The sequence below is a fragment of the Nonomuraea terrae genome (assembly GCF_044465245.1).
GTDB lineage: Bacteria > Actinomycetota > Actinomycetes > Streptosporangiales > Streptosporangiaceae > Nonomuraea > Nonomuraea terrae.
In genome coordinates this window covers 1-20374 of the sequence record NZ_JBITLL010000010.1, presented here as the reverse complement: position 1 = coordinate 20374, position 20374 = coordinate 1, and the positions used below count along the sequence as shown (strand labels likewise).

Genomic DNA, 20374 nt, shown 5'->3' with positions numbered 1-20374 from the left:
CTAGCGGTCGATGTGCGCGAACATCGACTCCCAGCGGTCGAGCACGTGGTCGAGGCGGAACGCCTCGGCCCGTGCGCGGGCCTCGGCCCCCAGCCGCAGCCGTTCGGCCCGGCTGCCGACGAGCCGGCCCAGCTCCGCCGCGAACGCGTCCACGTCGCCCGGCGGCACCGGCACCGGCCCGGCGGAGCGCACGCCGCCGGACACGTCGAACGCCACCGACGGCACCCCGTGCGCACCCGCCTCCAGCAGCACGACGGGCAGGCCCTCGTGCTCGCTGGTCAGGCCCACCACCGAGGCGCGCAGGTACTCCTGCGACATCCGGGCGGCCGGCACCGGGCCCCTGAACACCACGCGATCGGCGACGCCCTCGCGCTCGGCGTGCGCGCGCAGCCGTTCGCGCTCGCTTCCGTCGCCGATGAGGTGCAGCTGCCACGGCCGCGGCGCCCCCGAGCGGGCGAACGCGGTGATCAGCCGGTCGAACCGCTTGACCCCCTCCAGCCGGCCCACGCCGAGCACGCGCGGCATGTCCAGCGCGGACACTCCGTCCGGCCAGCTCGCCAGCGGGTTCGGCAGCGTCCAGGCGTTGGGCAGCAGCGCGTGCTCGGAGAACTGCCAGGCGTCGTGCTCGCTGAGGAAGACCGCCTGGTGCAGCGCGGGGTAGTGGCGCCGGATCGAGGCCAGGTGCCAGCAGCCGCGGGCGTGGTCGTAGGAGCCGTGGTACTGGCCGATCGACCGGAACGCCTCCGGCAGCAGGCCGGACACGCGGGTGACCACCGACGGCGTGGTCATGACCGCGTAACCGGGCTCGATCGACTCCAGCAGCCGCCTCAGCCGCCGGTCGGCCCGCCCGCGCGCGAGCCGGCCGTCCGCCCGGCTCCGGCTGATCACGTGCCGGTGGTAGCGCGGGCTCTCCACGTATCGGAACGGCCGGGACGAGCGGTGCAGGCCGACGACGTGCACCTCGTGGCCGCGTTCGGCCAGGCCCTGGGCGAGGGTGTGGGTGACGTGCTGGACGCCGCCGAGCGTGTCGGCGTCCAGGCAGGTGAAGACCACGCTCACAGGGCCGCCTCCTCTTCGCGGGGAGCACGTCGTGTCCCGGCCTGCTGGGGCAGGCCGAAGAAGTCGGCGACGATCCTGGCCGCAGCGTCGCCGTGTTCGTCGGCGCACCACAACTCGCGGAAGGCGGCGTACCTGTCGGCGTACGACGCGTGCCCGGCGGGCAGGTCGCGCAGCGCGGCCACCAGGTCAGCGGTCGTCGTGACGCACGGGCCCGGGGTGATGGCCGGCAGGTCGTGGTAGACGCCGCGCTCCGCCAGGCGGTAGTCGTCCCAGTCGTCGATGTAGAAGAGCATGGGCTTGCCGGTGATCGCGTAGTCGCACATGACGGAGGAGTAGTCGGTCAGCAGCGCGTCGGAGACCAGCATCAGGTCGTTGATCTCGGGATAGGAGCCGGCGTCGCGGACGAAGTGCCGCAGGTGCTCGGGAAGTTTGTAACGTTCCACGGGATGGGTCCGCAGGATCACCACCCAGTCGCCGGCCAGCTCCTCGGCCAGCGCCTCCAGGTCCACGCGGACGGACTGGCCGCTGCCTTTCGCTCGATCTCTATACGTAGGCGCATATAGGAGGATTTTTCGCCCTGGCGGGATCTCCAGCAGGCTCCGCACGTCGCCGGTCACCTCTCCGCGCACGAGCGCGTCGCACCTCGGCGTGCCGTACCGGTAGATCTTGCCGGTGTAGCCGTTCGAGGCCGGGAAGATGCGCGAGAACTCCGCGCTCGGCGAGACCAGGGCGTCCCAGCGGGCGACGGCGGCCCGCCACTGCGCGCGCGGCCGGTCGAAGTCGGCGCGCAGGTCAGGCGCGTCGAACCCGATCGACTTGATGCCCTGGCCGTGCCAGGTCTGCAGGTAGCGGGTGCCCCTGGGCTTGGGGAAGTCCAGCGGGAGGCCGTGGCTGTCGACCCAGATCCCGGCCCTGGCCATCGTCCAGAGATAACGCCAGCTGCCCCGGCGCACGAGCCGCACCCCGGGCGGGAAGTTCGCGCGGCCCTTGGCCACCGACCAGACCGCCTCGATCGGCAGGCCGCGCCGGCGCACCTCCTCGTAGATGGCCCGGGGGCTGCCGGTGCAGCCCCTGCCGACGTCCGACTCGAACAGCGCCAGGTCGGGCCGGGGCCTGACCACCTTGATCAGCAGCTTGTACGCGCGCAGCTTGGTCCGCGGCGTGCCGCAGCGCTTCAGCAGCCGCCGTGCGAACCTGCGGGCGGCGGACTTCGGGGCAGGATCGGCGCGCACGCCCAGGTAGGCGGCGTACCCCTCGGCCCGCAGCGTGCAGCCGGGCAGCTCGATCGGCTCCAGGCGCGGATCCACGAGGAGCCGGTCTGTCGTGGTGCGGCCGTCGGAGACGCGGGTGAAGCCGATGCGCGGCTCGCAGGTGCGCGACGGCGTGAACGTGACCTCGCTGACGTAGCCGCCCTCGCCCGTCGGCTCCGGCGTGATCGGCACGCGCTCCTTGCCGAGCTGCAGGAACGCCGTCCACTCCGCGGGCAGCGCGCCGAACGGGTCGTACGTCCGCACGGTCATCCGCACGCGCCGGCCGTCCGAGGAGACGGCGGTGATCTCGTGGCGCAGCCGGGCGTGCGAGAAGGGCAGCTCGGCCAGCCGCAGCTTCGTGATGTCCAGCTGCGGCGAGACCGAAGTGCCCCAGTACGTCCGCCCGTTCCGCTGCACGGCCGCCCGGGGCGCGGCCCGCGGGCCGGTCAGCGAGGCCGCCGCCACCCGCAGGTCCTCGATGCGGTCGTCCAGGATGAGCCGGCAGCAGACCCGGTCGAGCGGCGGGATCCGCTCGACGACGGCCTCGGGGATCTCCTCCAGGTACGGCCGCACGATCGAGGCGAACTCCTTGACCCACACCACGTCGCGCAGCGGCAGCGGGTTGAGGTAGACCCGCAGGTCCTGGCGGACGAACCGGTACTGCCGGTGCGGCACCAGGTCGCTGGCCCCGTAGTCGCGCAGGATGTCGTCGCTCAGCCGGGCCGCGATGACCCGCTGGCGGACGTTCTCCAGGTCGTCGACGCTCAGCGAGATCGAGCTCGTCGCCGGCGCGCGGTGCCAGTGGTAGACCGTCCACGGCACGACCGCGAACCTGCGCGCCACCGCGTACAGCTCGGCGGCGAAGACGTGGTCCTCGTAGTGGATGTCCTCGGGGAAGCGCACCAGGTGCTCGCGCAGCCAGGCCGTGTCGTAGAGCTTGTTGGTGCTGAAGCAGTCGAGGAACAGCTCGGGGTCCTCGCGGATGCCCGCCACCACCCGCCGCCGGGCGAACAACGACGGATAGTACGGATGCAGCTTCCCGCTCGACTCGAACAGCCGCGAGATCTGCCCCGAGACGAACTCGGCGCCCGTCCGCTCGATCTCGGCCAGCAGGCTCTTGCAGGCGTGCGGCGGCAGCTCGTCGTCGCTGTCCAGGAACATGACGTACGGGGAGCGGGCCGCGTCGATCCCGTCGTTGCGCGGGGCCCCGCAGCCGCCGCTGTTGGCGGCCCTGCGCAGGTAGCGCACGCGCGGATCGCCGTCCATGAGCCGCCGGGCGACCTCCGGTGTGCCGTCGGTGCCGGCGTCGTCCGCGATGATCACTTCCAGGTCGCGCAGCGTCTGCCGGAGCACGGAACGCACGGCTCTGGGCAGTCGTTCGGCGTCGTTGTACGTGATGACCACGACGGTGCAGTCCGGCATCCCAAGTCCCCCCGCTGGTCCGATGGCCTGCGGGAAAGGCACTTCCCCCGCGCTGGGGGAAGTGTCCGGACTTGATTGACTATTTGCCGAAAATCAGCGCGTAATCCGGCGGATCACCCAGACGATGAGCAGCAGCACCGCGACCGCGCCCGCGACCGGCGCCAGCCGCTTCAGCAGCGGCTGACCGGCGACCTCCAGCAGGTCGAGCGCCTCCTCGTCGGCCGTGCGCGAGGCACGCAGCGTGGCCACGGGACGCAACTCCTCCTCGGTCTCCGGCACGGCGGCGAGATGCCGCTCCTCGTCGGCCGTCGCCGCCGGAGCCGGCTCCACCGTGGGCTCGGAGAGCAGCCGCGCCAGGTTGTCGGCGAACTTCTCGATCAGTTTGCCGCCCACCTCGGCCATCACGCCGCGCCCGAACTGCGCGGGCCGGCCGGTCACGTTGAACGACGTCTCCACGCTCACCAGCGTCGAGTCGTCGCGCGGCGACATGCGCGCCTTGACCGTGGCCGACGCCGTGCCGGCACCCCTGGCCTCCTTGCCGGACGCCTGGATGGTCATCGAGTAGGCGTCTTTGTCGACGTCCTGGAACGTGGCAGTGCCACGGTAGGTGACCGTGATCGGGCCGACCTTGACCTTCATCCGGCCGGTGAACGCGTCGCCCTCGAAGGTCTCCAGCGCCGCCCCGGGCAGGCACGGCGCGACCCGCTCGACATCGAGCAGCACCGCCCACGCCTGCTCGATGGGAACCGGAACAGTGAACTCGTGATCGAACCGCATCGCCATCGATCCGCTCCTTCCGATGCCTGTGACACTACGTCGCGGAGGGGGCGCCCGGAAGAGGCGCCCCCTCCGCACCGGTCAGGGCGATCCGGCCGCGGTGCGGACCGCGCGGTGGGTCAGGACCCTGGCCAGATGCCGGCGGTAGTCGGGCTGCGCGTGCAGGTCGGACGGCGGTGAGGTGCCGTCCGCCGCCTGCTCGCACGCCTGGCGTACCGCGTCGCCCAGCTCGACGCCGCGCAGGGCGGCCTCGGTCGCGTGGGCGCGCAGGGGCGTCGCCCCCATGTTCGTCAGCCCGATCCTGGCCTCGGTGATCGCGCCGTTCGAGCGCCGGACGGCCGCCGCCACGCCGACGATCGCCCACGCCTGCGCCGTACGGTGGAACTTCTCGTAGTGGAAACCCCAGCCCTCGCCCGGCTTCGGGATCCGCACCCCGGCCAGGATCTCGCCCTGGGCCAGCGACGACTCCAGGTAGTCGACGAAGAAGTCGGCGGCCGGGATCTCCCGCTCGCCCTGCGCCGACCTGGCCACGAGGACACCGTCCAGGGCCAGCACCACGGCCGGCAGGTCGCCCGCCGGGTCGGCGTGGGCCAGCGAGCCGCCGAACGTGCCCCGGTGCCGGATCGCCGGATCGGCCACGTGCGCCGTCGCCATCGCCACCAGCGGGCAGCCGGACGCCACCGCGGGGGAGCGCAGGACCTCGTCGTGCGTGGCCATCGCGCCGATGAACACGTGGTCGCCCCGGTCGTGCACGCCCTTCAGCTCATCCAGCCGGCCCACGTCGACCAGCTTCGTCGGGTACGCCAGCCGCAGCCGCAGCAGCGGCAGCAGCGACTGCCCGCCCGCCAGCACCTTCGCCTCGTCGTCTTCGGCCAGCGCCTGGCACGCCTCGGCGAGCGAGGCCGGCCGCTCGTAGTCGAACTGCGCGGGGATCATCGCCGCACTCCTTCCAGGGCTCTCCAGACGCGCTCCGGCGTGCACGGCATCCGGACGTCGTGGATGCCGTACGGGCGCAGCGCGTCCACGATCGCGTTCACCACGGCCGGGGTCGAGGCGATCGTGCCGGCCTCGCCGACGCCCTTGACGCCCAGCGGATTGCTCGTCGCCGGGGTCTCCGTCCGGTCGAGCGTGAAGTTCGGCAGGTCGGCCGCCGACGGCAGCAGGTAGTCGGCCATCGTGGTGGTCAGCAGGTTGCCTTCGGCGTCGTACACGGCCTCCTCGAACAGGGCCTGCGCGATGCCCTGCGCGATGCCGCCCTGCACCTGGCCCTCGACGATCAGCGGGTTGATCACCGTGCCGACGTCGTCGACCGCCACGTACGAGCGGATCTTCACCATGCCCGTCTCGGTGTCGACCTCCACCGCGCACAGGTGGGTGCCGTGCGGGAAGGAGTAGTTGTCCGGGTCGAACGTGGCGTCGGAGTCCAGCCGCGCCTCCACGCCCTCGGGCAGGTCGTGCGCCGTGAACGCGGCGTACGCCAGCTCCTGGATGGTCCTGCTCTGCTCCGTGCCGCGCACCGTGAACGCCCCCGCCGCGAAGTCGAGGTCGTCGGGCGAGCACTCCATCAGGTGGGCCGCCAGCCTGCGGGCCTTCTCCCTGACCTTGTCGCACGCCTTGACCACCGCCACGCCGCCGATGACCAGCGAACGCGAGCCGTAGGTGTCCATGCCCTTGTGGGCGATCGCCGTGTCGCCGTGCAGCACCGTGATGTCGTCGAACGGCACGCCGAGCGCGTCGGAGACGATCTGGCTCCACGACGTCACGTGGCCCTGCCCGTGCGGCGAGGTGCCGGTGATGACCTCGACCTTGCCCGTCGGCAGCATGCGCACCGACGCGTGCTCCCAGCCGCCCGCGCCGTAGTTCGCCTCGCCGAGCATCCGCGACGGTGCCAGGCCGCACATCTCGGTGAACGTGCTGACGCCGATCCCGAGCTGCACCGGGTCGCCCCTGTCGCGCCGGTCGGCCTGTTCGGCCCGCAGCTTGTCGTAGCCGAACAACGCCAGCGCCTTCTCCGTCGCCGCCTCGTAGTTGCCGGAGTCGTACGTCAGCCCCGAGATCGTCGTGTACGGGAACTCCTCGTGCCTGATCCAGTTGCGCCTGCGCACCTCGATCGGGTCCATGCCCAGCTCGGCGGCCAGCTCGTCCATCACCCGCTCGATGGCGAACGTCGCCTCCGGACGGCCCGCGCCCCGATACGCGTCCGTCGGCATCTTGGTGGTGAAGACGCCCGTGCAGCCGAACTCGTATGCGTCCATCTTGTAGATCGCGTTGAACATCTGCGCGCCCAGCATGGGGATGCCCGGCGTCACGAGCATCAGGTACGCGCCCATGTCGGCCAGCAGGCCGACCTGGAGCCCGCGGACGCGCCCGTCGGAGTCGGCGGCCAGCCGGACGTGCTGGATCTGGTCGCGGCCGTGGTGGACGGTGAGGTTGCCCTCCGAGCGCGACTCTCCCCACTTGACGGGCTTGCCGAGCTTGCGGGCGAGCAGCAGGCAGAGCACTTCCTCGGCGGTGACCTGCAGCTTCGAGCCGAACCCGCCGCCCACGTCGGGCGCGATCACCCGGATCCGGTGCTCGGGGATGCCGGTCACGACCGCCAGCATGACCCGCAGCACGTGCGGGATCTGCGTGGACGACCACACGGTGAACGACTCGCCGTCGGTGTCGGCCATGACCGCCCGCGGCTCCATCGCCGACGGGATCAGGCGCTGCTGGACGTACGTGCGGTCGATCACGACGGGCGCGTCCCGGAAGGCGGCCTCGATGTCACCCGAGGTGATCGTGACGCTGAAGGCCTTGTTGCCCGCCTCGTGCACCTTCGGGCTGTCGGGGGCCAGGGCCTCGTTCATGTCGACCACGGCCGGCAGCGGCTCGTAGTCGACCTCGATGGCGTCGAGCGCGTCGGCCGCGCGGTAGCGGTCGGTCGCGACCACGCAGGCCACGGCCTCGCCGACGTAGCGGACCTCGTCGACGGCCATCGGCGGGTGGTCGGGGATGACGATGTCCTCGGTGACCGGCCACGCGCACGGCAGGCTGCCCTGCTCGGCGGCGAAGTCCTGGCCGCTGAAGGCCGCCACCACGCCCGGCATGCCGCGGGCGGCCGACACGTCGACGCTCGCGATCCTGGCGTGCGCCATGGGGCTGCGCAGGAACATCACGTGCAGCAGGCCAGGCCGCGTGAGGTTGTCCGTCCACTGCGTGCGCCCCGTCAGCAGCCTGGCGTCCTCCTTGCGCTTCCTCGGCTGCCCCACCTCCTGGACGGTCATGACCTGGTCACCGCCTGCCCCATCTCCTGGGCGCCCCTGCGGACGGCGCGCACGATGTTGCAGTAGCCGGTGCAGCGGCAGAGGTTGCCCTCCAGGCCCTGCCTGATCGTCTCCTCGGACGGGTCGGGATTCTCCCTGAGCAGGTCGATCGCTGCCATGACCATGCCCGGTGTGCAGTAGCCGCACTGCAGCGCGTGCTCTTCGTGGAAGGCCTGCTGCATCGGGTGCATCGACCCGCTCGTGCCGAGGCCCTCGATCGTGACGACGTCGCAGCCGTCGGCCTGGACGGCGAGCACCGAGCAGCTCTTGACGCTCTTGCCGTCGAGCAGGACCGTGCAGGCGCCGCAGTTGCTGGTGTCGCACCCGACGGGGGTGCCGGTCTTGCCCAGCCGCTCTCGTAGCAGGTGGACGAGGAGGACACGCGGCTCGACGTCCTCCTCGTACGTGACTCCGTCGACTGTGACGGTGATTCGGGGCATACGTCCTCCCTCAAAGCAGGGGGAAAGGCGGACACTCCGAACGTACGCCGGTGCTTTTCCCGGTCAAGGTCTACTTCCCGCGAACCCCCCGCGCGATGATCGCCACCAGTCCCGCGAACGCCAATCCCAGCACCATCACCCCGATCAGGATCAGCGGATCCGTGATGGCCCGTGTAACGATCAGAATGCCCAGAACGACGAACAACACACCGCTGAGCAGGGCCATCCAATCCGTGCGGTGGACCCGCCGGGGACGCTCGACGTCACGCGCCACGGCGCACCTCCATGTCGCCGACGCCGCCGCGCAGGTTGAGCACGATCGTGGCGGGCACGCCCTCCGGCTGCACCTCGGGCTCCAGCGTCTGGTTGAAGCGGACGTCAACCCCGCCTCTGAGCGCCCGGTCGATCTGGATGTCGCCCACCTTGTTCCTCGCGTGCACCTCGACCCTGGCCGTCGGCGGCACGATCACCACCAGCTCGCCCGCCGAGACCGCGGCGTTGAACGTCACCGTCGATCCCGGCGCCAGCTCCAGCTCCGACAGGTCGAGCAGGCCGTCGCCCACCCCCACGTCGTAGAGCCGGCTCGCCTCGGCGACGCTGGCGGGGACCCACTCCGACGTGCCGACGTTCCTCGGCACGCCGCCGAACATCAGCCCCATGCCCACCAGCAGGGCGACGACGGTGCCGATGGCCACCAGGCCGGCGCCGCGCCCCCACCAGGCGGCGATGAGCAGGCCCGCGCCGATGGCGATGAGCATGGCGCCGCCGACGATGGTCGGGCTCACTCCGGCTGCCGACTTGGACTGGGCGAGCACGATGATCCCTCCGACGATGAAGGCCAGCAACAGGGTGATCGCGCCGATGTACGACTTCGGCCTGCGCTCCCGCCGGGGGAGCGGGCGGGAGTACAGGGCGGGGTCGTACGGGGACTGGCCGGCCCGCCTGGCGGGGTCGAGCGGCTGGTAGGGGCCGTTCGGCGCGAACGGTGCCGCCTGCGTGCCGTAGTCGACGGCCGTCGGTGGGTCGGCGCGGTAGGCGGGCGGCGGGTCCGCGCGGTAGGCGGGCGGCTCGGGCGGCGGCACCTGGTACTCGGCCGTCACCGCCTCGGGCGCCGCCTGGTCGTGCGGGGGCGCCTGCGGTTCCGCGGCGTGCGCGACCGGGGCTGCCTGCGGTGCGGGCGGCTCGGCCTGCCGGGGCTGCGGCTGCGGGGTGCGTACCGCGGTGGTCGGCGGCGCCGGGTCCGGCTCGGGGGAGCGGACCGGGGCGGGTGGCGGCGTCTCCGTGTACGAGGCCGCCGGGCGCTCCGGGCTGCGCTTCCTGGTCAGCCGTTCCGGCATGGACCGGGCCAGCGCCAGCAGGTCGACCCCGTGGGAATGGGCGGCCAGCAGCGACACGGCCAGGAGCACCCCGACCGCCAGCGTCGCCGTGTCGAGCCACACCGTCATCAGGTTGATCGCGAGCCCGAACCCCAGCACCGCCGTCAGCAGCGCCATCACGGTCTCGGCGTCGAAGTCGCGCCGTGTCCAGTGCTCGATGAAGCCAGGCCGGCCGTTCGGCTCCTTCATGAGCAGGAACGCCGCCAGATAGACGAACAGCCCGACGCCGGAGCCGAGCAGCAGCACCACGAACCCGACCCGGAACACCACAGGGTCGATGCCGGTGTGGCGGCCGAGCCCCGCGCAGACGCCCATCAGGATGCGCCCCTGGCTGCTGCGGCGCAGCTCACGGGGGTCGGCCGAGGGCGGTCTGGGCGGAGCTTCTGTCATGGAACCATCCTGGACCTGACCGGCGGGTGCTCGCATCGGGGAGATCCCTGAGCCGCCCCGGGGGTCGCTCCCTGATGCCCATCACGCGCGGACATGTGACGATGGCGATGTTATGGCTGACCAGAAGACTCTCGCCGAGCAGAGCGGCGACACGCCCTACCGCCGGATGACGCGCCCCATGGAGGGCCGCCTGCTCGGCGGTGTCGCCCAGGGGCTCGCGGCACAGCTCAAGCTCGACCCCGTGGTGGTCAGGCTGATGTTCGTGCTGCTCAGCGTGGTCAACGGCGTCGGCGTGGTGGCGTACGCGGTGTTGTGGATGGTGACGCCGCGGCAGGCGCCGCAGCGGGTGGAGCCGCAGCGCGACTGGAGCCAGCTGGCCGCGTTCACCGCGATCGGGATGGCGCTGTTCGCGTTCGGCTGGCTGACGGGGGCCTCCCAGGGAGGCATCGGCATGTTGCCGTTCGCGGTGGGCGGCATCGGCGCGCTGATCCTGTGGCAGCAGGCCGACCCCGAACGCCGCCGCACCTGGATGAGCGGCGCGGCGCTCAGCATCAGGAAGAACCGCGTGCGCACGCTGCTCGGCGTCGCGCTCGTCGTGGTGGGGGCGGTCGGCTTCCTGTACTCCCAGGGTGAGCTGGCCCAGGCCAGGCCCGGCCTGATGTTCACGGTCGTGGTGGTCGGCGGCCTGGCCGTCATCGCCACCCCCTGGCTGGCGGGCCTGTGGAAGGAGCTGCAGCTGGAGCGGCGCGAGCGCATCCGGCAGGAGGAGCGCGCCGAGGTCGCCGCCATGGTGCACGACTCCGTGCTGCACACGCTCACCCTGATCCAGCGCGTCGCCCACGACCCGCGCGAGGTCTCCCGCCTGGCCCGTTCGCAGGAGCGGGAGCTGCGCAACTGGCTCTACCAGCCGGCCCAGGACGCCGACGCCACCCTCGCCGCCGCCGTACGCCGGATCGCCGCCGAGGAGGAGGACGCGCACGGCGTGCCCATCGAGGTGGTCTGCGTCGGCGACATCGCCCTCGACCAGCAGGGCAGGCTGGGCGCCATGCTGAAGGCCGCGCGGCAGGCGATGGTCAACGCGGCCAAATACTCCGAGAGCCCCGCCATTTCCGTGTACGCCGAAGTAGAGGGTGAAGAGGTCGCGATTTTCGTGAAGGATCGGGGCAAGGGCTTCGACCTCGAGGCGGTGCCGCTCGACCGCATGGGCATCAGGGAGTCCATCATCGGGAGAATGGAACGCCACGGAGGCTCGGCCCGCGTCCGCACCGATCCTGGCGAGGGCACGGAAGTGATGTTGACGATGAAGGTGGAGAAGGCATGACGCGCGTACTGATCGTCGATGACCACCGGTTGTTCCGATCCGGTGTACGCGCCGAGCTGGGCGACTCGATCGAGGTGGTGGGCGAGGCGGAGGACGTCGAGTCGGCGGTCAAGGCGATCGCCGCGCACCAGCCCGACGTGGTGCTGCTCGACGTGCACATGCCCGGGGGCGGCGGTCAGGAGGTGCTGCGCCGGGTGCTGGGCTCCGGCTCCCAGGTGCGCTTCCTGGCGTTGTCGGTCTCCGACGCCGCCGAGGACGTCATCGGCGTCATCAGGGGTGGCGCCCGCGGCTACGTCACCAAGAACATCAGCGGCAAGGAGCTGACCGACGCCATCCGCCGGGTGGCCGAGGGTGACGCGGTGTTCTCGCCGCGGCTGGCCGGGTTCGTGCTGGACGCGTTCGCCTCCTCCGAGGCGCCGTCGATCGACCCGGAGCTCGACTCGCTGACGCAGCGGGAGCGGGAGGTGCTGCGGCTGATCGCGCGGGGGTACGCGTACAAGGAGGTCGCCAAGGAGCTGTTCATCTCGGTCAAGACCGTGGAGACGCATGTGTCGTCGGTGCTGCGCAAGCTCCAGCTCTCCAACCGGCATGAATTGTCCCGCTGGGCCACCGCGCGACGCCTCGTGTGAGTTCTCCGTACGCGGTGTTACGGGATAGTTATCGGCTGTGTGACGACGAAACGGATCAGTCACGTGTCTCAAGAGAAGGAATGCAACAGCTGATCCAGGAGTAGTCCACTGTGAAGCGCGTCCCCCCGATGCTGTCCGCCCTGCTCGCGCTCTTCACCGTCACGGCCTGCGCGGCCGAGAGCGTCCCGGCACCCATCCCTGTCGCCGCCCCCGTCGCCGCGACCGCCACGCGGGCCGCCCCGACGCCGACGGCCACGGCGGCAGTGCCGGTCGCCGCCGCGAAGGCCGTCGCACCGGTGCAGAAGATCAAGCTTCGCGTCGCCGACATCACCCCGATGGGCGAGAAGGTGGAGAAGGTCGGCGTCGGCTTCCCGATCATCGTCACGTTCGACCGTGACGTGCAGGACAGGCACAAGGACGACGTCGAGGCGCTGCTGGAGGTGCAGGCCGACAAACCGGTGGAGGGGGCCTGGCGCTGGGTGTCGGACCGCAAGGTCATCTACCGGACGAAGACGTACTGGAAGCCGCACCAGAAGGTGCTCTTCACCGCCCGGTTGTCCGAGCTGCCCGGCAACACCGGCGCCAAGGACATCTCCCGCCGCTTCGCCGTCGGCACGTCCAACGTCTCCGTGGTCGACACCCGCAAGCACCTGATGAAGGTCTACCGCGACGGCAAGCTCGCCAGGAGGATCCCGATCAGCGCCGGCAGCGGCGGTCTCGTCAGGAACGGTGTGGACGTCTACCTCACCACCAGCGGCGTGCACCTGACGATGGGCAAGAAGGCCGTCGAGACCATGACCTCCTCCTGGATGGGCGTGACGGACCCGAAGGACCCGCTCTACTACAAGCTGGAGATCCCGTGGGCGGTCCGCATCTCCGACAGCGGTGAGTACGTCCACCAGAGCGCCGGCGACTACCACTTCCTCGGCCGCTCCAACCAGAGCCACGGCTGCGTCCGCGCCACCCCGGCCGGCGCCAAGTGGTTCTACACCATCTCCCAGCGCGGCGACGTGGTGAAGATCACCGGCACCAAGCGCAAGCTGCAGTGGAACAACGGCTGGAGCTACTGGCAGCTGAACTGGACCCAGTGGAAGAAGGGCAGCGCCCTGTAGGCGTCACTCCCGGGCCTCCATCGGGGTCTCGAAGCAGGCGAGCCACGTGGCGAGCAGCGCTTCCAGGTGGGCGGCGTCCTCGGGTGCGAGGAGATCGACGAGGCGGCGTTCGTTGCGCATGTGCTCGGCGAACGCCCGGTCGATCAGCTCCCGGCCGGCCGCGGTCAGCGCGACGACCCGGCCGCGGCCGTCGGTGCCGCTGCGGCGGCGGGTGACCAGGCCGTTGCGCTCCAGCCGGTCGATGCGCTTGGTCATGGCGCCCGTGGTGACCATGGTGTGCGCGGCGAGTTCCCCCGGCGCGCGTTCGAAGGGTTCGCCCGCGCGCCGCAGGGTGGCGAGGACGTCGAACTCGCCCTCCTGGAGCCCGTAGCGCTGGTAGACGACGAGCAGCTGTTCGGTGAGGTGGCCGGCGAGGCGGTGCAGTCGTCCGATCACGCCCTGCGGGCTCACGTCGAGGTCGGGCCGTTCGCGGGCCCAGGCCTGCTGGATGCGGGCGACGTGGTCGAGGTGCTCACTCACGGGTTCCAATATAGCTTCCCGGGAAGCTATATTGTCTTCCATGGAAGCTAATTTTCGGTGGGTGCCCGTCACCGCGATCGCGCCGGTGGCGTGGGGGACGACGTACTTCGTCACCCACCGGTACCTTCCGGCCGACTATCCGCTCTACGGCGCGGCGGTCCGAGCCCTGCCCGCCGGTCTGTTGCTGCTGCTCTTCTGCCGTACGCTGCCGCGCGGGTCGTGGTGGTGGAAGTCGCTGGTGCTGGGGACGCTCAACATGAGCGCGTTCTTCGCGCTGGTCTACCTGGCCGCGCAGGTCCTCCCGACGAGCATCGCCTCGACGATCATGGCCACCTCGCCGGTCGCGATGATGCTGATCGCCTGGGCGGCGCTGTCCGAACGCCCCCGCCGGGCCCACCTCGCCGGCGCGGGCATCGGGATCGGCGGCGTCTGCCTCATGCTGCTGGACGGCGCCGTCGCCGTCGACTTCTCCGGCGTGCTCGCCTCGGTCGCGGCCATGGTGATGTCGTCGCTCGGATATGTGCTGGCCAAGAAGTGGAGCGCGGGTGTCGACGTGTTCTCGCTGACGTCGTGGCAGCTGGTCGCCGGGGGAGTGGCGCTGGTGCCGGTCGCCGTGGTGGTGGAGGGCTCGCCGCCCGCCCTGGACGGGCCCGCGCTCGCCGGCTTCGCCTACGTCACGGTCGTGGCGACCGCGCTCGCCTTCGCCGCCTGGTTCGCCGGCCTGCGGCACCTGAGCGCCGGCACCGTCGGGCTCATCGGGCTGCTCAACCCGATGACGGGCGTGCTGCTCGGCGCCGGGATCGCCGGCGAGACGCTGGCCGCGCACCAGCTGTGCGGGCTCGCGCTCGTGTTCCTCGGGATCCTCCTCGGCCAGCCGGCGGCAGCGCGTCTCGTCGCGGTCCTCCGGGCCCGCGCATCTGCCGCAGGTCGCCGACCAGGGTCCGCCCGTGCCATGCGGGACGGCGAGGCGGCCGAACTGAGCCCAGGTCGCACCGGAGGCTGACCCTCGTTTGTCAAGGACGAATGTTCGTTCTACGTTGAGGTGTCATGGCTCGCATGCCCAAGGAGCACCTCGAAGCACGCCGCAGGCAGATCCTGGACGCGGCCCGCCGATGTTTCGTCCGCAACGGCTTCCACGCCACGTCCATGCAGGACGTGCTGGCCGAGGCCGGGTTGTCGGCCGGCGCCGTCTATCGCTACTTCAAGGGCAAGGACGACATCATCGCGGCGATCGCCTCGGAGTCCCTCGGCGAGGTCGCGGCGGCGTTCCGGGTGGACGACGCCGAGCGGCCGCCCGGGCTCGACGACATCGTCGACCTCCTGCTGGGAGTCGACCGCCCGCCGCTGGCCGCCTCCGAGGAGTCGGCCCGGCTGCTGATCCAGGTCTGGTCGGAGGCGCTGCGCTCGCCCTCGCTCTCCGAGAAGCTGCACGAGGTCATGGAGGAGGCGCGCGCGGTGGTCGGCGACCTGGTGAGAGCGCATCAGCGGCGCGGGCTGCTCCCCGCGGACGTGCCCGTCGAGGAGGTGGCCGGGGTGCTCGTCGCCGTCGTGCACGGGTTCCTGGTGCAGCGGGCGGTCTACGGCGGCCGGGCCGACACGGCGGCGTTCCGTGACGGCCTGCGGGCGCTGATGTCGGTCAAGCGATAGAGCGAATGTTCGTTCTTGACTTGGGGCCAGGACACGAGGTTCTCTTGAGAGAACGAGCGTTCGTTTTCGGATGTGCGCGCGTTCCGTGCCCGCCGCTGACCCGGCGCATCGGTCATCGACGAAGAGGAGCAGGACCCGTGACTCACCGACCCGGCGGCCCCGGCCACCTGTCCGGAATCGGCGCGACCGCCCTGGGCGTCGCCGTTCTGCGCGCCCTGGAGAGCCGCCGCCCCGACCGGCTGTTCGACGACCCCTACGCGCAGTTGTTCCTCGACGCCTCCGCCTGGCCCGCCGGCCTCGCGGAGAGTTTTCTCCGCACGATGAGCGAGCAGGTCGCCGTGCGCACCCGGTTCCTCGACGACGCGCTGCTGGCCGCCACGCGGGGCGAGCACGCCGGTGGCCGCCCCGGGCCCGAAGCCGCGTGCGACCAGGTCGTCCTGCTGGGCTGCGGCATGGACGCACGCGCGTACCGGCTGTCGTGGCCCGCGGGCACCACCGTCTACGAGCTCGACCTGCCGGACGTGCTGGCCTTCAAGGGCGCGGTTCTCGCCGAGCACGGCGCGACGCCCGCGTGCCGCCGCGTCGAGGTGGCCGCCGACCTGCGCGAGGACTGGCCACGGGCGCTGACGGAGGCGGGCTTCGACCCGAGCCGGCCCGCCGCCTGGCTGGCCGAGGGGCTTCTCTACGCCCTGCCGCCCGCGGCGGCCGACCTCCTCCTCGACCGCGTCACCGGTTTGTCGGCGCCGGGCAGTGTCCTGGCCGTGGAGCACATGGAGGACTCCCCGCTGCTCCGCTCCGCCCGCGCCGACGTCTCCCGCGAGCTCGTCGACATGTGGCAGGGCGGTCCGGCCGAGCCGCTCGGGGAGTGGCTGACGAAGCGGGGATGGATCGCCACAGTGCGGGACCTGACCGAGGTGCTGGCCGAACACGGGCGAACGGCACCACCCGCGTTCGATCCTGCCCACCCGGGGTCGGGCCGCGGCAGCCTCGCCACGGCGCTTTCCGCGTGAACTCTCAGAGGTCGTTCTGTGGGCGTTTATCCGGTCTGGCGTTGGGCGGTGGTGTCCATGCGTGACGGTTGGGGCAGCGTGAAGAGCCCCGCTCCGGGTTCGACGAGGACGCCCCGGGCGACCATGCGTTCGACCTTGGCGCGCGGGCTCTCGGTGTGCTTGGACTCCATCCCGGTGTTCAGCACCCGGCAGATGTCCTCGACCCGCAGCCCATCCGGCGCCTGCTCCACGATCGCCAGAAACTGCCGGTAGGCGGGCAAGAGCGTCGATGCGGCAGGGGGAGCTTCGGCCAAGTCGCCGGTCCTCTCCAGGATCGTCTCGCGGGTGACGCTCAGCCGAGACACGATCTGCTCGGCAGCGCTGAGCCGCTCCGACAACTCGGTGACTGCTCGCGCAGCCGCTTGACCTCCGCCTGGGAAGCGTGTTCCCGCTCGAGGAACGCACGGACCGTTACACCGCCACCTGCAAGGGATCGCGCCAGGTCGGAGTGGTCGTCCCGGCCAGGCGCCGGGTCATGTTGTCGGTCATCGACGCGGAACTGGCGGGCAGCGTCGCGTAGTCGCGGGCCAGCCGGCGGTGCAGCATCGGGGTGCCGCAGGCCTGCTCGGCCATCCACCGTTTGGGCAGCGGTGTGAATCCGAGGGCATGCGGGTCGCGGTGCACCACCTCCACCTCGATACCTGGACCGGCGCGGCGTGCGGCGACCGCGTTCTTGACTCCCGCATCGGCCCAGGCCTTGGTCACACTGGGGTTGGCGGCGGCGACCTTGTCCAACAGCGCGATGCCGATGGCGTTGTCGTGCACGCCGGCGGCACTCACCACCACCGCGATCACCAGGCCGAGCACATCGGAGTCGATGCCGCGTTTGCGGCCCCGGCTCTTCCTGCGCGGATCGGGCCCGGTGGTGTCGGCCGGGGCGTTGAGGCTGGTGTGCACGGTCTGGGTGTCCAGCACCACCGCGCTGGGATCCTCGGCCCGGCCCGCCCGCTTGCGTACCTGCCGGCGCAGCAGGTCATGGATGGTCTGATCAGTGCCATCATCGCGCCACCGGCCGAAGGAGTAGTACACCACGGTGCAGGGCGGCAGGTGACGCCACTGGCAGCCGGTCCTCGCCTGCTACAAGATCGCGTTCGCGATCTCCCGCATGTCGTATCGGCCCTCATAGCCGCTGACCGACGGGTGCTGCCCCTTCCACGAGGCGACGTCCGGCCGGATCGGCTCCCACCGATGCTCGGACAGATCGCGGGGGTATGACGGGCGCTCACCCATAACTGTCAGTTGAGTGCACCCCTACTCAACGTCAACCCATTTCCAGAAAGTTGCCGCAGATTCGCGGCCACATACCGCTCATACGTTCACAGAACGCCCTCCAAGAAGATGATGCGCCGCCGATCCCTCTGCCGGCTCTCGCGCGCGGATTGGTGAGCGACGCAGTTCCGATGCGTGGGCAGTTCTGGGCGTTCGTTGTTCCAACCGATCGCCTGGAACGAGCGGGCCCTCCCGTGCTGAGCCGCCACCGATCCGGTGGCGCCCGGCCTGGCGCGGGCGCCGGAGCCGTACGTTCGAGCCTTGACAGCCGCACTCGCGGAGCGAGGATGGAGCGGACGGGCGAGCTCACTGGGGGTGCGGCAATGGCGGCGGAGCAACCGTTGAGTCCGGACGGCATCGACTTCTCCGATCCGGGGTTCTGGGCGCGTCCGTTGCGGGACCGCGAGGCTGCGTTCGCCTCGCTGCGCCGGCAGCGCTCGGCCCCTTTCTACGCGGTGACGGAGAACTTAGGGGCCGGGCTGGGAAGCGGCGGCTACTACCTGCTGACCCGGCATGCCGACGTGCTGGAGGTCAGCCGCCGGCCGAAGATCTTCTCCTCGGCGTCGGGGATCAGGATCGCCGACAAGCCGGAGGAGTTCTTCGAGGTCTTCGACTCGATGATCGAGATGGACGACCCGCGGCACGCCCGGCACCGGCGGATCGTCTCCCGCGCGTTCACCCCGCGGATGATCCAGCGGTTCACCGATGACGTGGAACTGACCGCCGCCGGCATCGTCGATGCCGTCGCCGACCGCGGCTCCTGCGACTTCGTCGCCGAGATCGCGGCCCGACTACCCTTGAAGATCATCTGTGATCTCATGGGCATCGACGACAAGGACCAGGGGTTCGTCTTCGAGCGCACCAACAGGATCCTCGGCGCCGACGACCCCGAGTACGCGGGCGAGCCCGGCGCCTCCGGCGCGACGATGCTGCATGCCGCGAACGAGCTGGCCGCCCTGGTCCAGGAGCTTGCCCGGTCGCGCGCCGCCCGTCCGACCGACGACCTGACCTCCGCGCTCGTCAACGCCAACATCGACGGGGAGAAGCTGACCTGGCAGGAGCTGGCGTCGTTCTTCGTCCTGCTCGTCATCGCCGGCAACGAGACCACGCGCAACGCCATCTCCCACGGGCTGAAGCTGCTCACCGAGCACCCCGACCAGAAAGCCCGGTGGCAGTCCGACTTCGAACGGTACGCCCCCGGCGCGGTCGAGGAGATCGTCCGGGTCGCCTCCCCGGTGATCTACATGCGGCGTTCGCTGACCCAGGACTACGAGACGGCCGCCGGGCAGCGTTTCAAGGAGCACGACAAGGTGGTCATGGTCTACTGGTCGGCCAACCGGGACGAGACGGTGTTCGACGACCCGCACCGCTTCGACATCACCCGCGATCCCAACCCGCACGTCGGGTTCGGCGCCGCCGGTCCCCACTTCTGCCTCGGCGCCCACCTGGCCCGGCGCGAGATCACCGTCATGTTCAGGGAGCTGTTCCGCAAGCTCCCCGACATCCGCGCCGCCGGCGAACCGGATCGGCTCCAGTCCAACTTCATCAACGGGATCAAACGCCTGCCCTGCGAGTTCACCCCCACATTGAGCACCGGCTCATAGCCGTCCCGGTCGCATCCAGCGGGCGCCGGATCATCTTCCGGGTGACGACGCCGGTTCCGCCGTACGCGGAACCGGCATCGGTCATTCACCTCGATTCATGGAGTCTCGGCGTATCTCTTGGGACGACCAGCCCGGACGTGACGCTCCGCCACCCGCTGGGGGATTGAGCACATGCTTGATGTTCGTCGCGAGGTTTCCCGGCGATTCCGACATGTCGAGCAATGCGGCAGCCCGATCTGCGGATACCCCCACGGGAGAAGCTTGGTCGAGACTGGTGCGGCTGCCAAGGGCTCGCAAACCGGCCAGGATGGTGACATGACCGAGCCCGGCGCCGCCCGCGCCGGGCCGGAACCCCGAATACTCGTCGACTCGGACCACAACCGGCAGGCCCCCTATCGGAAGCGGCTGCGCCGACGCCGGTCCGTGGCACAGGAAGCAGGGGAGCAGGCCCCCGATGACTTCGGTGGCCCGTCACGATGAGCATTGCGCGGGCGGCCGAGATCCAGTGCAGCACGGTCGAACGCATCGATGGCCGGAAAACCGACCTTCAGCGCCTGCTCGCTGAAGTCCAGCTCGCCGGCGCCCCGGAAGCGGTGGCCGCCGAGGTCGAAAACGTACGCACCGAGGCGGTTGCGCAGGTCGCCGGTGCTGGGAACCGCGCCCAGCAGACCGAGCAGCGGGCCCGCGCTGCCGAGCAGCACACGCGGCCCTCGCCGAGCGGGAAGAGGCGGACGCCGTCGCCGCCGACGCGCTCTACCAGGCCGAGGAGGCGACCGCTCGCGCCGAGCAGGACGCGACCGACGACCGGCAGGTCGCGCACGCCAACGAGCCGGCCACCGCCGCCCGGGAGCAGTCTGAGGCGGACGTGCGGCAGGCCAAGGCGGACGCCGCCGAGGTACGCCAGCAGGCGGACGCCGATGCGCAGCGGGCTCAGGCCGACGCCGCGGCGGCCTGCGCCGAAGCCGAGCAGACGAAGACGGCGGCCGCCGGCACGATCCGTGCCACCCAGGAGCCGGCCGCCCGCGACGTCCAAGCCGCACGGCTCGCGCTGCCCAGGCGGAGGTCAAGCGGCTGCGCGAGCAGTCACCGAGCTGTCGGAGCGGCTCGGCTCTGCCGAGCAGACGAAGACGGCGGCCGCCGACACGATCCGTGCCACCCAGGAGCAGGCCGCCCGCGACGTCCAAGTCGCACGGCTCGCGCTGCCC

Annotated in this window: 20 protein-coding genes; 8 read left to right on the top strand and 12 right to left on the bottom strand. The window is 71.1% G+C overall.

The window, feature by feature from the left end; genetic code table 11:
* The 8 genes from ACIBP6_RS45460 to ACIBP6_RS45425 all read right to left on the bottom strand — a co-directional run bounded on the left by ACIBP6_RS45460 (window position 1) and on the right by ACIBP6_RS45425 (window position 10019).
* Complete coding sequence (locus ACIBP6_RS45460; RefSeq protein WP_397061331.1) at window positions 1-1059, bottom strand: glycosyltransferase; 1059 nt, start codon at window positions 1057-1059, stop codon at window positions 1-3.
* Window positions 1056-3731: a bifunctional glycosyltransferase/CDP-glycerol:glycerophosphate glycerophosphotransferase gene (locus tag ACIBP6_RS45455; protein ID WP_397061329.1), complete on the bottom strand. Its 2676-nt coding sequence runs from the start codon at window positions 3729-3731 to the stop codon at window positions 1056-1058. The genes ACIBP6_RS45460 and ACIBP6_RS45455 overlap by 4 nt, the downstream gene beginning before the upstream one ends.
* Before the next feature lie 93 nt (window positions 3732-3824).
* Entirely contained in the window at window positions 3825-4514 is a 690-nt protein-coding gene (locus ACIBP6_RS45450) for an SRPBCC family protein (RefSeq protein ID WP_397061327.1), read from the bottom strand.
* A 75-nt stretch (window positions 4515-4589) separates the two neighbouring features.
* Complete coding sequence (locus ACIBP6_RS45445; RefSeq protein WP_397061325.1) at window positions 4590-5444, bottom strand: FAD binding domain-containing protein; 855 nt, start codon at window positions 5442-5444, stop codon at window positions 4590-4592.
* On the bottom strand, window positions 5441-7774 hold the full coding sequence (locus ACIBP6_RS45440; RefSeq protein ID WP_397061323.1) for a xanthine dehydrogenase family protein molybdopterin-binding subunit: 2334 nt from the start codon (window positions 7772-7774) through the stop codon (window positions 5441-5443). Before ACIBP6_RS45440 ends, ACIBP6_RS45445 begins: the two co-directional genes overlap by 4 nt.
* Complete coding sequence (locus ACIBP6_RS45435; protein ID WP_132619525.1) at window positions 7771-8253, bottom strand: (2Fe-2S)-binding protein; 483 nt, start codon at window positions 8251-8253, stop codon at window positions 7771-7773. Before ACIBP6_RS45435 ends, ACIBP6_RS45440 begins: the two co-directional genes overlap by 4 nt.
* A gap of 70 nt (window positions 8254-8323) precedes the next feature.
* On the bottom strand, window positions 8324-8527 hold the full coding sequence (locus ACIBP6_RS45430) for a hypothetical protein (RefSeq protein WP_397061322.1): 204 nt from the start codon (window positions 8525-8527) through the stop codon (window positions 8324-8326).
* Window positions 8517-10019 (bottom strand): PspC domain-containing protein, encoded by a 1503-nt coding sequence (locus tag ACIBP6_RS45425; RefSeq protein WP_397061320.1) that lies wholly within the window; start codon window positions 10017-10019, stop codon window positions 8517-8519. The genes ACIBP6_RS45430 and ACIBP6_RS45425 overlap by 11 nt, the downstream gene beginning before the upstream one ends.
* A 112-nt stretch (window positions 10020-10131) precedes the next feature.
* On the opposite strand from ACIBP6_RS45425, the gene ACIBP6_RS45420 reads away from it, so the two are divergent.
* The 3 genes from ACIBP6_RS45420 to ACIBP6_RS45410 all read left to right on the top strand — a co-directional run bounded on the left by ACIBP6_RS45420 (window position 10132) and on the right by ACIBP6_RS45410 (window position 13081).
* A complete protein-coding gene (locus tag ACIBP6_RS45420) occupies window positions 10132-11340 on the top strand; it encodes an ATP-binding protein (RefSeq protein WP_397061318.1) in 1209 nt (402 codons plus the stop codon).
* Window positions 11337-11969: a response regulator gene (locus tag ACIBP6_RS45415; RefSeq protein ID WP_132616456.1), complete on the top strand. Its 633-nt coding sequence runs from the start codon at window positions 11337-11339 to the stop codon at window positions 11967-11969. The genes ACIBP6_RS45420 and ACIBP6_RS45415 overlap by 4 nt, the downstream gene beginning before the upstream one ends.
* 110 nt (window positions 11970-12079) lie before the next feature.
* Complete coding sequence (locus ACIBP6_RS45410; protein ID WP_397061316.1) at window positions 12080-13081, top strand: L,D-transpeptidase; 1002 nt, start codon at window positions 12080-12082, stop codon at window positions 13079-13081.
* 3 nt (window positions 13082-13084) lie between these two features.
* Here ACIBP6_RS45410 and ACIBP6_RS45405 read toward each other — a convergent pair whose 3' ends face one another.
* A complete protein-coding gene (locus ACIBP6_RS45405; protein ID WP_397061314.1) occupies window positions 13085-13600 on the bottom strand; it encodes a MarR family winged helix-turn-helix transcriptional regulator in 516 nt (171 codons plus the stop codon).
* A 40-nt stretch (window positions 13601-13640) separates the two neighbouring features.
* On the opposite strand from ACIBP6_RS45405, the gene ACIBP6_RS45400 reads away from it, so the two are divergent.
* The 3 genes from ACIBP6_RS45400 to ACIBP6_RS45390 all read left to right on the top strand — a co-directional run bounded on the left by ACIBP6_RS45400 (window position 13641) and on the right by ACIBP6_RS45390 (window position 16257).
* Entirely contained in the window at window positions 13641-14603 is a 963-nt protein-coding gene (locus ACIBP6_RS45400; RefSeq protein WP_397061312.1) for a DMT family transporter, read from the top strand.
* Window positions 14604-14647: 44 nt separating this feature from the next.
* Window positions 14648-15247: a TetR/AcrR family transcriptional regulator gene (locus ACIBP6_RS45395; RefSeq protein WP_397061310.1), complete on the top strand. Its 600-nt coding sequence runs from the start codon at window positions 14648-14650 to the stop codon at window positions 15245-15247.
* A gap of 137 nt (window positions 15248-15384) precedes the next feature.
* Entirely contained in the window at window positions 15385-16257 is an 873-nt protein-coding gene (locus ACIBP6_RS45390; protein ID WP_397061308.1) for an SAM-dependent methyltransferase, read from the top strand.
* A gap of 26 nt (window positions 16258-16283) precedes the next feature.
* Here the strand turns inward: ACIBP6_RS45390 and ACIBP6_RS45385 are convergent, their stop codons facing one another.
* On the bottom strand, window positions 16284-16634 hold the full coding sequence (locus tag ACIBP6_RS45385) for a hypothetical protein (RefSeq protein WP_397061306.1): 351 nt from the start codon (window positions 16632-16634) through the stop codon (window positions 16284-16286).
* A gap of 73 nt (window positions 16635-16707) precedes the next feature.
* On the bottom strand, window positions 16708-17328 hold the full coding sequence (locus tag ACIBP6_RS45380) for a transposase (protein WP_397061304.1): 621 nt from the start codon (window positions 17326-17328) through the stop codon (window positions 16708-16710).
* Between the two features lie 560 nt (window positions 17329-17888).
* Between ACIBP6_RS45380 and ACIBP6_RS45375 the strand changes: the two genes are divergently transcribed.
* Complete coding sequence (locus tag ACIBP6_RS45375; protein ID WP_397061303.1) at window positions 17889-19169, top strand: cytochrome P450; 1281 nt, start codon at window positions 17889-17891, stop codon at window positions 19167-19169.
* A gap of 392 nt (window positions 19170-19561) precedes the next feature.
* Here ACIBP6_RS45375 and ACIBP6_RS45370 read toward each other — a convergent pair whose 3' ends face one another.
* Window positions 19562-19870: a hypothetical protein gene (locus tag ACIBP6_RS45370; protein ID WP_397061301.1), complete on the bottom strand. Its 309-nt coding sequence runs from the start codon at window positions 19868-19870 to the stop codon at window positions 19562-19564.
* Window positions 19871-20167: 297 nt separating this feature from the next.
* Here ACIBP6_RS45370 and ACIBP6_RS45365 point away from each other — a divergent pair.
* Window positions 20168-20374, top strand: a 207-nt coding sequence (locus tag ACIBP6_RS45365) for a hypothetical protein (protein ID WP_397061299.1), incomplete at its 3' end; no start/stop codon positions are given.

Excerpts from the sequence above, each read along its gene's own strand:
- ACIBP6_RS45455 (WP_397061329.1), bottom strand. The coding sequence starts at position 3,731 with ATGCCGGACTGCACCGTCGTGGTCATCACGTACAACGACGCCGAACGA.
- ACIBP6_RS45425 (WP_397061320.1), bottom strand. The coding sequence starts at position 10,019 with ATGACAGAAGCTCCGCCCAGACCGCCCTCGGCCGACCCCCGTGAGCTG.
- ACIBP6_RS45450 (WP_397061327.1), bottom strand. The coding sequence starts at position 4,514 with ATGGCGATGCGGTTCGATCACGAGTTCACTGTTCCGGTTCCCATCGAG.
- ACIBP6_RS45445 (WP_397061325.1), bottom strand. The coding sequence starts at position 5,444 with ATGATCCCCGCGCAGTTCGACTACGAGCGGCCGGCCTCGCTCGCCGAG.
- ACIBP6_RS45415 (WP_132616456.1), top strand. The coding sequence starts at position 11,337 with ATGACGCGCGTACTGATCGTCGATGACCACCGGTTGTTCCGATCCGGT.
- ACIBP6_RS45420 (WP_397061318.1), top strand. The coding sequence starts at position 10,132 with ATGGCTGACCAGAAGACTCTCGCCGAGCAGAGCGGCGACACGCCCTAC.
- ACIBP6_RS45440 (WP_397061323.1), bottom strand. The coding sequence starts at position 7,774 with ATGACCGTCCAGGAGGTGGGGCAGCCGAGGAAGCGCAAGGAGGACGCC.
- ACIBP6_RS45400 (WP_397061312.1), top strand. The coding sequence starts at position 13,641 with ATGGAAGCTAATTTTCGGTGGGTGCCCGTCACCGCGATCGCGCCGGTG.
- ACIBP6_RS45395 (WP_397061310.1), top strand. The coding sequence starts at position 14,648 with ATGGCTCGCATGCCCAAGGAGCACCTCGAAGCACGCCGCAGGCAGATC.
- ACIBP6_RS45375 (WP_397061303.1), top strand. The coding sequence starts at position 17,889 with ATGGCGGCGGAGCAACCGTTGAGTCCGGACGGCATCGACTTCTCCGAT.
- ACIBP6_RS45435 (WP_132619525.1), bottom strand. The coding sequence starts at position 8,253 with ATGCCCCGAATCACCGTCACAGTCGACGGAGTCACGTACGAGGAGGAC.